Below are 13,319 nucleotides of genomic sequence, written 5' to 3' on the forward strand. Positions count from 1 at the left end.
TTGTACGAGTGGGAATGTGGCCTCCTGGTTCATCTCGTGGGCGGGGATTAAGCCGGTATGGTGCTTCATGCCATGAACGATGACCGACTAGGGCCTTACCGGCTGCTCAGGCGGCTCGGTGAAGGCGGGATGGGCGTTGTCCACCTCGCTGTCGACCCTCAGGGGCGGCAGGTGGCGGTCAAGGTCCTTCGCGGCGAGGTCGCCGGTGACGAGGTCGCCAGGCGGCGGCTCTCGCGCGAGGTCGAGACGATGCGGCGGGTCCGCAGCAGGTTCATCGCCGAGGTGCTCGACGCCGATGTGACAGGTCATCGACCTTACATCGTCACCCGTTATGTGCCGGGCCGCCCCCTCGACGAGATCGTCAAGGACGACGGCCCGCTCGACCTGCCCGCGCTGATCAAGGTGGCCCACGGAGTGGCCGAGGCGCTGGCCGTGGTCCACTCGGTGGGCGTCATCCACCGCGACCTCAAGCCGGGCAACGTGCTGATCCTCGACGGCGAGCCCGTCCTGATCGACTTCGGCATCGCGCAGGCGGTCGACGCGACCAGGCTGACGCAGACCGGCATGTTCATCGGCACGCCCGGCTACCTCGCGCCCGAGATCATCGAGGGCCAGGAGGCGGGGCCCGAGGTCGACATCCACGCGTGGGCGGGCACGCTGCTGCACGCGGCCACCGGCCAGCCGCCCTTCGGCAAGGGCACGCTGGAGATGATCTTCTACAACATCACCGCGGGCAAGGCCGACGTCGGCGCCGCGCCCTCGGCGCTGCAGCCGCTGCTCAAGGCGGCCTTCCAGCGCAATCCTGCCAAGCGCCCCAGGGCGGTCGACCTGGCCGAGCAGACCGCCAGGATGCTGCCCAAGCCGCCGCCGGGTGGCGTGCCCGACGAGATCTCCACCGTCCCTCGCCCTTCTGGCCAGTACGCGACCACGGCGCCCCCTGCCGACGTCGCGACACCGCCGAGGGTCGCCGACAGGCCGTCCTACGACATCTCCACGCCGCCGGTGACGCCGAAGCGGCTGCTGGAGAACCAGGAGCCGCCCGCCACGCCGGCGGCCGACCAGCAGTACGTCTCACTCCTGCCCAACCAGCCCGACCCGTGGCCCACCCGCAGGGTGACGCCCGAGGAACTGCGGCGGATCCAGCACGAGGCCGGGATCTCCCAGCCCCACCAGCAGCCGGTCAACAGCCACGGCGCCTTCGCGGCCCCGCCGGGCGAGACCGACCTGCCCACCAGGCGGGTGCGCCCCGACTCTCCCGACTACGGCAGGCTCAACGCCCCGCCAGGCACGGGCCCGGGGATCGAGCCGCCCGACTACGGCAGGCAGGGCCCCAATCCGCTCCACCCGCCGCCCTACATCCCGGCGCAGCCGCAGTACCCGCAGGACCCGCGGACCAAGCGCGAGCCGTACATCCCGTCGGTCCAGCCGGGCAAGGTCCTGCAGCGCTCCAGGGCCTACGGCGTGGCGAGCGCGATGCTGCTCGTCCTCATGGTCGTGGCGGCCGTGCTCGCGCCCGTGCTCGTGGCGGTCGCGGCGGTGCCGCTCGCGATCCTGCTGCGCGCGGCCGACCTGGCCCAGCCCCAGCTCGCGGCCCGCAGGGCGGCCGGTGCGGCGGCACTCGACGTGGTCAGGGTGTTCGCCCACCCGCAGGCGCTGGCCAAGTCCGCGGGCATCACGCTCGCCCTCGGCCTGTACGCGCTCATCCTCGGCCTGCCGGTGACGCTGCTGCTCGTCGTGGTGGCCAAGATGAGCCCGTCCTACGCCCTGGCCTGGGGCGCCGCGGTCGCGCTTTGGACCGTTTGCGCGGGTCCGGGAGTGGAGGGTCCTGGCAAACAGATGCGCAGAACGCTCTCATCGCTCGTACCCTCGAGAACAGCGGCGATGGTGATGGCGGGAGTCCTCGCGGCGGGTGCCGCGCTCTCGCTCGTCCTCGCCTATGGCACGTTCGGGGACAGGTCAAGGGGGGCCGTATGGACTCCGCTGGACGTCACGCCAGTGGTCAAGCAGCTCGAAGGTCTGGGCGGGAACTCAGGGGGATGACCCGGGGAAGGCGGCGATGAGCATCCAGGCACCAGAACGCCTCGGGCCGTACCGGCTGATCAGGAAGATCGGCGAGGGCGGCATGGGGGTCGTCCACCTCGGCCTCGACGGCGAGGGCCGCGAGGTCGCCATCAAGGTGCTCCACCCCCACGTGGCGGCCGACCTCAAGGCGCGCGACCGGCTGACCCGCGAGGTCGAGACCATGCGCCGGGTGCGCAGCCCGCACGTGGCCGAGGTCATCGACGCCGAACTCGTGGGCGGCCAGCCGTACGTCGTGACCCGCTTCGCCCCGGGGCGCACGCTGGAGGACACCGTCCTGTCCGAGGGCGCTCTGGAAGCACGCGAGATCATCCGCCTCGCCCAGGGGCTCTGCCAGGCGCTGGTGGCCATCCACGCCGCCGACGTGATCCACCGCGACTTCAAACCGTCCAACGTCATGCTGGTCGACGGCGAGCCGCTGGTCATCGACTTCGGCATCGCCCACCTGGTCAACGCCACACGGCTGACCCAGACCGGCATGTTCGTGGGCACGCCCGGCTACCTCGCGCCCGAGATCATCCGCGACTCCGACATCACCCAGGCGGCCGACGTGCACGCGCTGGCCTCGACGGTGTTCTTCGCCGCCACGGGGGCGCCGCCGTTCGGCACCGGGACGTTCGAGGCCGTCTGCTTCAACATCATGGAAGGACGGGCGCAGATCGACAAGGCGCCCGTGTGGCTGCGCGGCTGGCTGACGCGGGCGCTGCAGGTCGACCCGGCGGCCCGGCCCAGCGCCCAGGAGCTGCTGCGGATGGCCAGGGCGCTCGACCCGGCCGTGACGACGTTCAACGAGTTCGAGGGGCCTACGGGCACCAAGCGCTTGGGTAACAAGACGCGGACCATGGACTCCTTCTCCGACCTGCTGCCGCCGGTCGAGTACTCCAAGCCCGCGCCGCCGCCCCATCGAGAAGAGCGTCCACCGCCCTACCGGGAGGAGCGTCCGCCGCCCTACGTGCCGGCGCCGGTGCCGGCCAGACCGCCCGCGCCGCGTCCCGACCAGCGCGTGGCCGGCTATCCGCAGCCCCAGCAGGCGGCCAGGCCCTACCAGGAGCCGACCTCGCCGCGGTTCACCCCGCCGGCCGAGCGGAAGAGATACCTGGTCGGCAGCCAGTTCATCGGCCTGCTCCTGCTGGTCACGCTGGTGGCGCTGACCGTCATGATGCCGGTCATGGCGGGCGCGGTGGCCGTCGCGCTGGCGCTGGTGCTGCGTCTGGGCGAATACCTGTTCGGCGACATGGTCAGGCGCCGCCAGATCCGCGGCAGCAGTGCGACCGACCCGCTGCTCGCGCTGGTCGGCACGCCGTGGGCCCTGGTGAAGTCCGCGCTCGTGACGGCGGTGCACGTGCCGCTGTCGCTGCTGTTCGGCGTGTGCGTCTGGGGCATTCTCTACTGGGCCGGCCAGATGGGCGTCAACCAGGCCGCCGCCTACGGGGCGGGCGCGTTCGCGCTGGGCCTGTTCGTACTGCCCGGCGGCGGCGCGCCGCGCAAGGCCGTCACGCGCACCCTCACCGGCGTGCTGCGCAGCCCGGGCGCGGCGCTGGTCGCGGTCGTGCTGGTGGGCACGGCGGCGCTGTTCTCGGTGATGTTCGCGCTGGGACAGGACACGGTGTGGTCGCCCTGGCAGGCGCCGAGCAGGGTCATCAACCAGCTGGCCAACCAGGCAGAGCAGAGCACGATCGGCCTGATCACCGGCCTGATCGGCGACCTGCTGGACAATCTCGGGCTGGGGTTCCTGACCAACTGGATCTGAGTGTCTCCAAGGGCCGCCGGGGGGAGAATCACAGGTATGAGCGACCACCTCGGCCCATACGAGCTCCTTTCCCGGCTCGGGTCCGGCGGGTTCGGCGAGGTGCACCTCGCTCTCGACCCCGAGGGACGCACCGTCGCGGTCAAAGTGCTCCATCCGCACGTCGCGGCGGACGCCGGCGCGCTGGCCAGACTGGCGCGCGAGGTGGAGACCATGCGCAGGGTCGGCGGGCCGCACGTCGCCGAGGTCCTCGACGCTTCACTGGACGGCGGCAGGCCCTACCTCGTCACCCGCTACGTCCAGGGCCGTCCGCTCAGCGCCGTGCCCGCCCCCGTCGAGGACCTGCGCCGGCTGGCGGGCGGCCTGGCCGACGCGCTGCTGGCCATGCACGAGGCGGGGGTCGTGCACCGCGACCTCAAACCGGCCAACGTGATGATGACCGAGGGTGAGCCCGTCGTCATCGACTTCGGCATCGCCAGCGCGCTCGACACGCTGGCGGTCACGGCCTCGGGCGCGGTCGTGGGCACGCCCGGCTACCTCGCCCCGGAGGTGCTCGAAGGCAAGCCGGTGGGCATGGAGGCCGACGTGTTCTCCTTCGGGGCGACGCTGGCGTACGCGGCCACCGGGCGGCAGCCGTACGGGCAGGGCCCGGCCTCGGCGATCGCCTACCGGGTCGTGCACCACCCGCCCGACCTGGAAGGCGTGCCCGCGTGGCTGGAGCCGTTGTTACGCGAGTGCCTGGCCGCCGACCCGGCGGTGCGGCCGACGGCCGCGCGCATCTGCGCCCTGCTGGACGTCGCGCCGCTCTCGCACACGCCTCCCGCCCTTCGCCGCCCGTCGCGCGCGGCCGACGAGGAGAACACCAGGGAGTGGCGGCCGGGCCGTGATCCGCGGCGCAAGTCGGTCGAGGAGTCCATGGCCAGGCACCGGGAGAAGGTCCGCAGGCGCTGGCTGATCGGCTCGGGGCTGTTCGTGTCGCTGCTGGCGGCCGCCGCCAACGAGCCGCTGCCCGAGGTGTCGCTGTTCCTGCTGGCGGCCTACACGCTGGCCGTGGTGGCGGACGCGGGCGTGGCCCTGTTCTCGCGCAGTCCCTACAAACGCAGCCGGATGATCATCGATGTGGTCTGTGTGGCCGGGGCGGCGGGGCTCTGTTACGGGCTGACGGCGATGGTCAGCACGTTCACGCTGGCGTTGTTCGCGGGTACGGCGCTGGTCCTGGGGATCGTGTTCCTTTTGTCCGCATAGCTAGAATAAAGTTCGGTGCGGGTGGTTTGCGCGTAAGCTACCCACAGGTAACATGATCGGACGTACACCCTCTGTCGGGAGTCTTACAGGGCACCTGGCAGTCTGGACAGCATGCATTCGGCGCCGCCGCGACGAGGCGGAGGCGCACGCGAACTACGGGAGGTCGGCCACCGGCCATGAACATCGTCGTCTGCGTGAAGCAGGTCCCCGACACTGCGACCGAGCGCAAGCTGCGGTCCGATGACAACACGCTCGACCGCGACGCCGCCGACGGCGTGGTCAACGAGCTTGACGAGTACGCGGTCGAGGAGGCGCTCAAGCTCAAAGAGGCCCACGGCGGCGAAGTGACCGTGCTCACCATGGGTCCGGGCAAGGCCACCGACACCATCCGCAAGGCGCTGGCCATGGGCGCCGACAAGGCGGTCCACCTCAGCGACGACGCCCTGCACGGCTCCGACGCATTGTCCACCTCGTACGCGATGGCGCAGGTGCTCAAGCGGATCGGCTTCGACCTGGTCATCCTGGGCTCGGAGTCCACCGACGCGCGCACCGGCGTGCTGGCCGCGATGCTGGCCGAGCGCCTCGACGCGCCGCAGCTCACGCTGGCCAACAAGGTCGACGTCGAGGGCGGTTCCATCACGATCCAGCGCATCACCGACTACGGCTACGACAGGGTCCAGGCCTCGCTGCCGGCCGTCGTGTCCGTGGTCGAGAAGATCAACGAGCCGCGCTACCCGTCCTTCAAGGGCATCATGGCGGCCAAGAAGAAGCCGGTCGAGACGCTCGCCATCGGCGAGGCCGCCATCGACGCCGCCCAGGTGGGCCTGGCCGCCGCGTGGTCCGAGGTCGTCGACTTCGCCGCCGCGCCGCCGCGCGCCGCCGGCACGATCGTCAAGGACGAGGGCGACGGTGGCGCGAACGCCGCCGACTTCCTCGCGTCCAAGAAGTTCATCTGAGAACGGGAGCTTTACTGAAATGTCGGAGATTCTCGTTCTCGTCGAGCAGGTCGAAGGCGAGGTCAAGAAGGTCACGCTCGAACTGCTGACCCTGGCCCGCTCGCTCGGCACCCCCTCCGCCGTCTGGGCCGGCCCCGGCATCACACCGGAGGCCAAGGCCAGGCTGGCAGAGTACGGCGCGGAGAAGATCTACCTCGCGCCGTCGAGCGACATCGTCGAATACGTGGTCGCGCCCAAAGCCGAACTTCTGGCCCAGCTCGTGACCGCCAAGTCGCCGGCCGCCGTCCTCGTGGCCGCGACCTCCGAGGGCAAGGAGATCGCCGGGCGGCTCGCCGTCAAGACCGACTCCGGCGTCATCACCGACGCCGTCGGCCTGAGCGACGGCTTCGTCGCCGACCAGTCCATCTTCGGCGGCGGCGTCAACGTGCACTCCAAGGTGCGCAAGGGCACGCCCATCGTGGCCGTCCGCCCCAACTCGACCGCCCCCGAGGCGGCCGCGGGCGCCGGTGCGGAAGAAGAGGTCGCCGTCACCCTGTCCGACACCGCCAAGGCCGCCAAGGTCGTCGAGCGGGTCAAACAGGAAAAGGGCGCCCGGCCCGAACTCACGGAGGCCGCGATCGTGGTCTCCGGCGGGCGCGGTGTCGGCTCGGCCGAGAACTTCTCCATCATCGAGGGCCTGGCGGACGCGTTGGGCGCGGCCGTGGGCGCTTCCCGGGCTGCTACGGACGCCGGCTGGTACCCGCACCAGTTCCAGGTCGGGCAGACGGGCAAAACCGTATCGCCGCAGCTCTACATCGCGGCCGGGATCTCGGGGGCTATTCAGCATCGGGCGGGCATGCAGACCGCCAAGACGATCGTGGCCATCAACAAGGACCCGGAAGCACCGATCTTCGAACTTGCCGACTACGGGGTGGTGGGAGACCTGCACCAGGTCGTCCCGCAGCTCACCGAGGAGATCAACAAGCGCAAGTAGGCGCAGGGGAGAAGCACGGTCTTCGCCAAAGGGCTCAGGCTGTGTCATTTGGGGGGCGCGGCCCCCCAAACCCCCGGCTTTCCAAGCGCGGTCCTCGCGGAGGGGGCGCTGTCTTTCGCTATGGTCACGCGGCTGATTTCACGGGCCGGAGTTGACCCCAGATGCGGACCTCTTTAAGGGGTGCCTGTGAGCTGGGTGAACTCAATCACGTGGACCTGGGTTGATGCGAGTCTTACCGACACCCAGAGCTGCGCGGCGGTGAGGACGGCCTGCCTGGATTGCTCGCTGCGCAGCGCGGGGTTCGGTGTTCTTGCGTTGGGCGCGGCCGAGAGCATAACGCAGACGAGACGATACGGTTCGTCTTGACTTGAAGAACAACGTCGCCCATACTGAGTCCAAGACGAGACGAGCCGTATCGTCTTGGGCCAGCCAGAAGGAGGGCGAATGACGACTGCCCGCGTATGGTTCATCACCGGCGCGTCGAGGGGCCTGGGCAGGGCCTTCACCGGGGCGGCGCTCGCCGCAGGCGACCGTGTCGTGGCCACCACGCGCGATCTCGGCCCTCTTACCGACCTGGCCGCCGCCCACCCGGACCGCCTCGTGCTGCTTACGCCGGACGTCCGCGACCGGGCGGCCGTGCAGAAGGTGGTGGACCGGGCGGCGGCGTTCGGCCAGCTCGACGTCGTGGTCAACAACGCCGGCACGATGCTGCTCGGCATGGTGGAAGAGGCCACTGAGGAGCAGATCCGCGCCCAGTTCGACGTCAACTTCTTCGGCGCGGTCTGGGTCGCCCAGGCCGTGGTGCCCCACCTGCGGGCGCAGGGGTCCGGCCACATCCTGCAGGTCACCTCGATGGGAACCGGCGGCGGGGTCGCGTCCGCCGGGTTCTACGCGGCGAGCAAGAGCGCGCTCGACTCGTTGAGCCAGGCACTGGCGATGGAGGTGGCACCGTTCGGGATCAAGGTGACGATCGTGCAGCCAGGCGGGTACGGCACCGACCTGTTCACGCGGGGTACCACGGCGACCCGGCCGCACCCGGAGTACGAGCAGTTGCGGGCCCAACTGGCCGAGATGTGGGGCGAGGACGCCAGCCCCGACCCGAGCACCGCGGCACCAGTGGTCATGGAGCTGGCCGGCTTGGCCGAGCCGCCACTGCGGCTGATCGTCGGCGCCGTCTCCTACGACATGGTCCAGCGGATGGACCAGGCCCGCACCGCGGAGTACCGGGCCTGGGAGTACCTCAGCCGCAAGGCCCCAGGTTGACCCGAACGAGGCCTATGAGGCCGACCAGGCATGCAGTCATGATCTGTCCACGCTGACAAGAGGAGGTGGGGCGCTCTGCGCACCCTTGCCCAACTGGCACTCAACCAGATCACCAAGCGCTACGGCACGCGCGTCGTCCTGGACCGGGTGTCGCTCACCGTCAAGCCCGGTGAGCGGGTCGGAGTGATCGGCGACAACGGGTCGGGTAAGTCCACGCTGCTCAAACTCATGGCGGACGCCGAGCGTCCGGACAACGGCGAGCTCGTGGTCGTCGCGCCCGGCGGCGTCGGATACCTGCCGCAGTCGCTTGCGCTGCCGTCGCACGCCACCGTCGCCGACGCCGTCGACCTGGCGCTGGCCGACCTGCGCGAGCTCGAGGCCCGGATGCGGGCGGCCGAACGCTCGCTCAGCTCGGCAGGAATGGAGGGGCACGCGGGCCTGGACGTCTACGCGGAGCTGGTGGCGCAGTTCGAGGCGCGAGGCGGCTACGACGCCGACCTCCGTGTGGCGGTCGCACTGCACGGGCTCGGGCTGCCTGGGCTTGACCGCAACCGCCCGCTGGGCACGCTCTCCGGCGGTGAACGCTCCAGGCTTGCCCTGGCAGCCACGCTGGCGTCCGCTCCTGAGCTGCTGCTGCTCGACGAGCCGACCAACGACCTGGACGACCAGGCCACAGCCTGGCTCGAACAGCGCCTGCGCGCCCACCGGGGCACGGTCGTGGCGATCACGCACGACCGGATGTTCCTGGAGCGGGTGACCACCGCGATCGTCGAGGTGGCCGACGGGCAGGTGCGCCGCCACGGCGACGGGTATGCCGGCTATCTCGCCGCCAAGGCGGCCGAGCGCGCCGCACAGGCACAGGCCCATGAGGAATGGAAGACAGAACTGGACCGGCATGCCACGCTGGTGGCCGCCAACGCGGGCCGACTTGCCGCAATTCCGCGAAAGACGGCCAAGGCGGGCATGGGCACCGGCGCCTGGCGGGCGCGCTCGCGCACCCACGGGGCAGCCGGCCGTATCCGCCAGTCCCGGCAGCGGCTGCAGTGGCTCACCGACCACCCGGCGCCGTCGCCGCCCGAGCCACTGCGCTTCACCACCGTCCCCACCACCGCGGGCGCTTCCACCGGGGACGAGGTGGCCGCGCTCGACGGCGTGGTGGTGGCGGGACGGCTCCGCCTGGAGTCCCTGACCGTCCGCGCCGGTGAGCGGCTGCTCGTCACCGGCCCGAACGGAGCGGGCAAGACCACGCTGATGCGGGTGCTCGCCGGAGAACTACGACCGGACGTGGGCGAGGTACGACGGGCCGGCCGGGTCGGGTTCTTCCGGCAGGACGAACCGGACGCCGAAGACATGCCATGGGCCCTCCGGCAGGACAGGCCGACCGGCACAGCGCACCGGACCGTGCTGCAGGCCTACGCGCACGGGCGTCCGGGAAGTCTGGACGAGCATGCGGACGCGCTGCTCGCCCTGGGCCTGTTCCGGCCGTCCGACCTGGGGCTGCGCCTCGGGGAGCTGTCCTACGGGCAGCGGCGCCGGATCGAGCTGGCCCGGCTGGTGACCGAGCCCGTGGACCTGCTCCTGCTCGACGAGCCAACCAACCATCTGTCACCGATGCTCGCAGAGCAGATGGAGGAGGCGCTCGCCTCCTACCAGGGCGCACTGATCGTAGTCACGCACGACCGGCGCCTGCGGGCCACGTTCACCGGCACCCGCCTCGAACTGGCCGAAGGCGCGGCCACGGTGACGGGCTGATGTGGCAGCGAACGAAAGTCCCGCTAAGAGCGCCTAACAGAATGAATCTTGATCGGCCGTGCATCCAAAATCCTCAACCACGGAAAGATCCACTGTCACGCGTTCCATTATTTCTGCCGAGTATCCTCCGCGTCGCCGTCCACGTCGATGTTGCGCATGACATGCTCCCGCAGCCCTGACGGCCATGCCTCCAGATCCCGATTCGCCAGCACCTGCGCATGCTCCGGTGGCGCTTCGACTCGGTGCAGGCAGTCTCCGTGCAGAGGGGGTACCGGGACCACTCGGTGCGCGAGGCTCTCGTCGAAGGGGAAGTCCCAGTGCCTCAGCTTGCCGTAGACCGTGCCGTCAACGACGAGCTCCGATCCTGGCACCCACCGCTGCCGGCCAGCACTGACCGTCGCCTCGAGCAGGAAACTGCCCGGATGTTCCCACGCCGGGTCGTCCACGAGGATCGCCGCCCCCGAGCGTAGGAGCAGCGGCTGAGTGGTGGCCTCGGTCAGCGCCGACCGCAGGTCGTCGTCGGCCACCCTGATCGACTCCAGCAGCCGCGCCGCCTCTACGGCGTCGACGTTGCCGTAGACATCGTAGAAGGAACCCGCGATGCCCTTGGCGAGCGCGGCATGAAGCGCCGGCACTTCGGCCGCCTCCGTGAAAACGGTTCGTTTGACCGTCCACGGCACGGGACCCGCCGCGCTCAGCAATCGAGGCCAGTGGGAGTGGGGCAGTTGTCCGGCCAGGCTCGGGAACACCTCCCGCGCGTCCGAGGGCGTCTCGAAGTAGTCGACCCAGAGCCCGTACTCGGCCGACTCAGCCACCGGAGGCGGGCCGTGGACGAGCATCGCGGCGAACTGCCGCACAATCCAGGCACGCAGGTACTCGTCCGCGTCGGACCAGACAAACTGTAGGTACATCAACGTGCCGTAGGACGGCTGCTCCTGGTGGAGCAGGACCCAGGTGGCGGCGACGACGCCGGCCGGGACAGAGTCGAAATACACCGAATGCGGATCGACCTCCGCGGTACTCCGGCCGTCGAGCACCCAGCCGAGTTCCTCATCTACGACCGCGCGATCCACGCCCAAGGCCGCCAGTTCGCGATCCCACTCGAAACCGCCGATCTTCGGTGGGGTAGATCGTCGCGACGACATTCTGGAAGCGTAGACCACACGAACTCGGCATATCGTCGCCGGATCCGTATCGGGAACGGCTGTGGCTCGATGGCTCTACAGTGCAATCTCATGAGTTACGATCTTGGGTTCCAGCGTCGTCCTGGAACAGCCGTTGAGGATGGCCAATGGCGGGACGAATGGGACAGGCTGGTGGCGGCCGCTGTGAAGGTCATCCCGAGCCTCGTGGTGGAGCCGGCCGACGACGGCAGCGGCGAGCTGTACGAGGAGGCCACCGGCATCCAGCTCACCTGCGATCCGGACTCGGCATTCATCACCGTCCCGTTCTGGTATTCGGGGGAGGCGGCGCGGGACACGATCGACCGGATGTACACGCTCGGCCGGATCGTCGAGGACGTGACCGGGATGGAGGGTCACGATCCCCAACTCGGTATGCCGCTGACGGAGGCCCTGTCGAACCTCGACGCTGCGGTGGCCGTGTTCGACCAGGTCGCCGACATGCTCAGCTACACGGGGCTGGGACACTCCACCGAGGAACCGCCGCAGGACCCGATCGCGGACGGCGTCCTCGATCCCGAGGCTCTGGAAATGGCCCGGGCAGCGGTGGACGCGGCGGCGTCCGACCTCGCGGATGAAAGTGCCATCGGCACGCAGCTGTGGGTCGCCGACGGCGATCCCTCCGCCGCGCGGCTGTCCACGATCATCCTTCCAGAGAACACCTCGATGACGGCGGCGTACTCTCCGGCGCTCTTCGGGGCAGGCGGGCGGTTCACCGCAGTGGCCTGGCCAGGATCGTGGCCACACAACGACATCGGTCAACAGGCCGTATTCGCCGCGATTCATGAGAACGGGCGGCCGACCGGCGTCCGGCTCGCCCAGGTGTTCACTCGGCACGACGACGGTTTCGTCCCCGACGGCGACCTGGTCGCCGCGCCGGCCCCGGACCTGCCCAACGCCACCGCCGAGCCGTGGCCCGATGAGCGTGCGTGGGAGGCCGACTGCCAAGAGGTGGTGTGCTATCTGGTGGAGCAGCTCGGTGGCGACCCGAACGCGCTCACCAGCGACCCCTTGACCCACCTCGGCATGTTGGACGACTGGGTGGTGAATCTGTCCCCGGACGATGCCGCCGATGAATGGCTGGTCGTACCCCTGGCGAACTACTTCGCCGAGGTACTGATCCACGGCTACCGCGGTCGCTGGGCTGTCGTGCCCGACCCGGCCCGGCCGGGCCTGTTCCGCTATGTCATCCACATACCGGACAGCGACGGCGACAACCGGACGGTCGACGTGTATGGGCTCGTCGCGGAGGAGCTGCGGCCCGTCCCGCAACGGCTGGCCCGCATCCTCGAACGCGTCACCACCGGCCTGCCGCGATGACGGCGGCCGAGGCGTAAACGCACCGTCGCCGGTGACGCGACCGACAACGAACTCGCCTCCCGCTACCAACTCGACAAGGTTGTCAGCTGCACCCTGTTCCGCCGACCATGAGCCGTGCTTATCGCGTCTGGCTTGGTTCCAGAGGTCGATGCCGGGGTGGATGGTCAGGACGACCGGGTCGCGATCGGGCTGCTGAAGGACACGTTTTTGCCTCCCACGAACGCCAGCAGGCGCTCCGCCTCCTGCTCCAGGGCCGCCTGATCGGTCGCGGGCAGGGGCGGAACGGAGTGAGGCGCAGGATGTCGCCTTCGAGGGACCAGGTCCGTGCACATGGCCGTCCATGAGGAAGGTGGGCCGTACTTGTGCCTGGCCGGGCATCACGCGCTTTCGATCCTCGTGGCTGATGATGCGGGTCCGGTCGGCGTGGCCGAGCAGGGCGTTGTCGAAGGCGGGCAGCAGGCGCACGGGGGCGGGCGTGTCGGGGGCGGGCAGTTCCGCGTCGGCCAAGTCGATCAGTTCCCTGCCGTCGGGGTCGCGGTAGTGGCGCAGTTCGGCGCGCATGTCGGAGACGATCTCGCCGAGGCGGGTCAGCCCGGACCAGGCCTGCACATCCATGATCCCGGCTGGGCCGAACGCCGCCAGATAGCGGCGGATGAGGTCCTTGGCGGTCGCCGGGGCCATGGGCCGGTCAGGTTCTCGCGGGCGCGGAGCAGGCGTCGGCGGTTGGCCCATTCGGGGTCGGTCGCGCGGCCTCGCCGGCCGCGCTGCTGGCGGGTGACGCGCTGGCGGACGGCGGTCACGGC

At 70.1% G+C, this 13,319-nt stretch carries 9 protein-coding genes and 1 pseudogene; 8 read left to right on the plus strand and 2 right to left on the minus strand.

Going from position 1 to position 13,319, the window contains the following annotated elements:
- Positions 1-72 precede the first annotated feature (72 nt).
- The 7 genes from ACFOY2_RS34995 (at position 73) to abc-f (ending at position 10,015) form a co-directional block, all read left to right on the plus strand.
- The gene (locus ACFOY2_RS34995) at positions 73-2,040 is read left to right on the plus strand and encodes a serine/threonine-protein kinase (RefSeq protein WP_379532387.1); all 1,968 of its coding nucleotides are present in this window, start codon (positions 73-75) and stop codon (positions 2,038-2,040) included.
- Between the two features lie 16 nt (positions 2,041-2,056).
- Positions 2,057-3,829 (plus strand): serine/threonine-protein kinase, encoded by a 1,773-nt coding sequence (locus ACFOY2_RS35000; protein WP_379532388.1) that lies wholly within the window; start codon positions 2,057-2,059, stop codon positions 3,827-3,829.
- Positions 3,830-3,865: 36 nt separating this feature from the next.
- The gene (locus ACFOY2_RS35005; protein WP_379532389.1) at positions 3,866-5,071 is read left to right on the plus strand and encodes a serine/threonine-protein kinase; all 1,206 of its coding nucleotides are present in this window, start codon (positions 3,866-3,868) and stop codon (positions 5,069-5,071) included.
- Positions 5,072-5,247: 176 nt separating this feature from the next.
- Positions 5,248-6,027 carry an electron transfer flavoprotein subunit beta/FixA family protein gene (locus ACFOY2_RS35010; RefSeq protein WP_379532390.1) on the plus strand — a complete coding sequence of 260 codons (780 nt, stop codon included), beginning with the start codon at positions 5,248-5,250 and terminating at the stop codon, positions 6,025-6,027.
- Between the two features lie 19 nt (positions 6,028-6,046).
- Complete coding sequence (locus tag ACFOY2_RS35015) at positions 6,047-7,000, plus strand: electron transfer flavoprotein subunit alpha/FixB family protein (RefSeq protein WP_379532391.1); 954 nt, start codon at positions 6,047-6,049, stop codon at positions 6,998-7,000.
- A 444-nt stretch (positions 7,001-7,444) separates the two neighbouring features.
- Complete coding sequence (locus ACFOY2_RS35020) at positions 7,445-8,263, plus strand: SDR family NAD(P)-dependent oxidoreductase (protein WP_379532392.1); 819 nt, start codon at positions 7,445-7,447, stop codon at positions 8,261-8,263.
- A gap of 75 nt (positions 8,264-8,338) precedes the next feature.
- Positions 8,339-10,015: a ribosomal protection-like ABC-F family protein gene (abc-f, locus tag ACFOY2_RS35025; RefSeq protein ID WP_379532400.1), complete on the plus strand. Its 1,677-nt coding sequence runs from the start codon at positions 8,339-8,341 to the stop codon at positions 10,013-10,015.
- Positions 10,016-10,122: 107 nt separating this feature from the next.
- Here abc-f and ACFOY2_RS35030 read toward each other — a convergent pair whose 3' ends face one another.
- The gene (locus ACFOY2_RS35030) at positions 10,123-11,160 is read right to left on the minus strand and encodes a hypothetical protein (RefSeq protein ID WP_379532393.1); all 1,038 of its coding nucleotides are present in this window, start codon (positions 11,158-11,160) and stop codon (positions 10,123-10,125) included.
- A 90-nt stretch (positions 11,161-11,250) separates the two neighbouring features.
- Between ACFOY2_RS35030 and ACFOY2_RS35035 the strand changes: the two genes are divergently transcribed.
- Positions 11,251-12,516 (plus strand): hypothetical protein, encoded by a 1,266-nt coding sequence (locus tag ACFOY2_RS35035; protein ID WP_379532401.1) that lies wholly within the window; start codon positions 11,251-11,253, stop codon positions 12,514-12,516.
- A gap of 381 nt (positions 12,517-12,897) precedes the next feature.
- On the opposite strand, the pseudogene ACFOY2_RS35040 reads toward ACFOY2_RS35035, so the two are convergent.
- Positions 12,898-13,248, minus strand: a pseudogene (locus tag ACFOY2_RS35040) (DNA glycosylase AlkZ-like family protein); the annotation flags it as partial.
- Between the last annotated feature and the right edge of the window lie 71 nt (positions 13,249-13,319).

This window comes from Nonomuraea purpurea (assembly GCF_042650645.1).
Taxonomy (GTDB): Bacteria; Actinomycetota; Actinomycetes; order Streptosporangiales; family Streptosporangiaceae; genus Nonomuraea; species Nonomuraea purpurea.

Excerpts from the sequence above, each read along its gene's own strand:
- ACFOY2_RS34995 (WP_379532387.1), top strand. The coding sequence starts at position 73 with ATGAACGATGACCGACTAGGGCCTTACCGGCTGCTCAGGCGGCTCGGT.
- ACFOY2_RS35000 (WP_379532388.1), top strand. The coding sequence starts at position 2,057 with ATGAGCATCCAGGCACCAGAACGCCTCGGGCCGTACCGGCTGATCAGG.
- ACFOY2_RS35005 (WP_379532389.1), top strand. The coding sequence starts at position 3,866 with ATGAGCGACCACCTCGGCCCATACGAGCTCCTTTCCCGGCTCGGGTCC.
- ACFOY2_RS35010 (WP_379532390.1), top strand. The coding sequence starts at position 5,248 with ATGAACATCGTCGTCTGCGTGAAGCAGGTCCCCGACACTGCGACCGAG.
- ACFOY2_RS35015 (WP_379532391.1), top strand. The coding sequence starts at position 6,047 with ATGTCGGAGATTCTCGTTCTCGTCGAGCAGGTCGAAGGCGAGGTCAAG.
- ACFOY2_RS35020 (WP_379532392.1), top strand. The coding sequence starts at position 7,445 with ATGACGACTGCCCGCGTATGGTTCATCACCGGCGCGTCGAGGGGCCTG.
- ACFOY2_RS35030 (WP_379532393.1), bottom strand. The coding sequence starts at position 11,160 with ATGTCGTCGCGACGATCTACCCCACCGAAGATCGGCGGTTTCGAGTGG.
- ACFOY2_RS35035 (WP_379532401.1), top strand. The coding sequence starts at position 11,251 with ATGAGTTACGATCTTGGGTTCCAGCGTCGTCCTGGAACAGCCGTTGAG.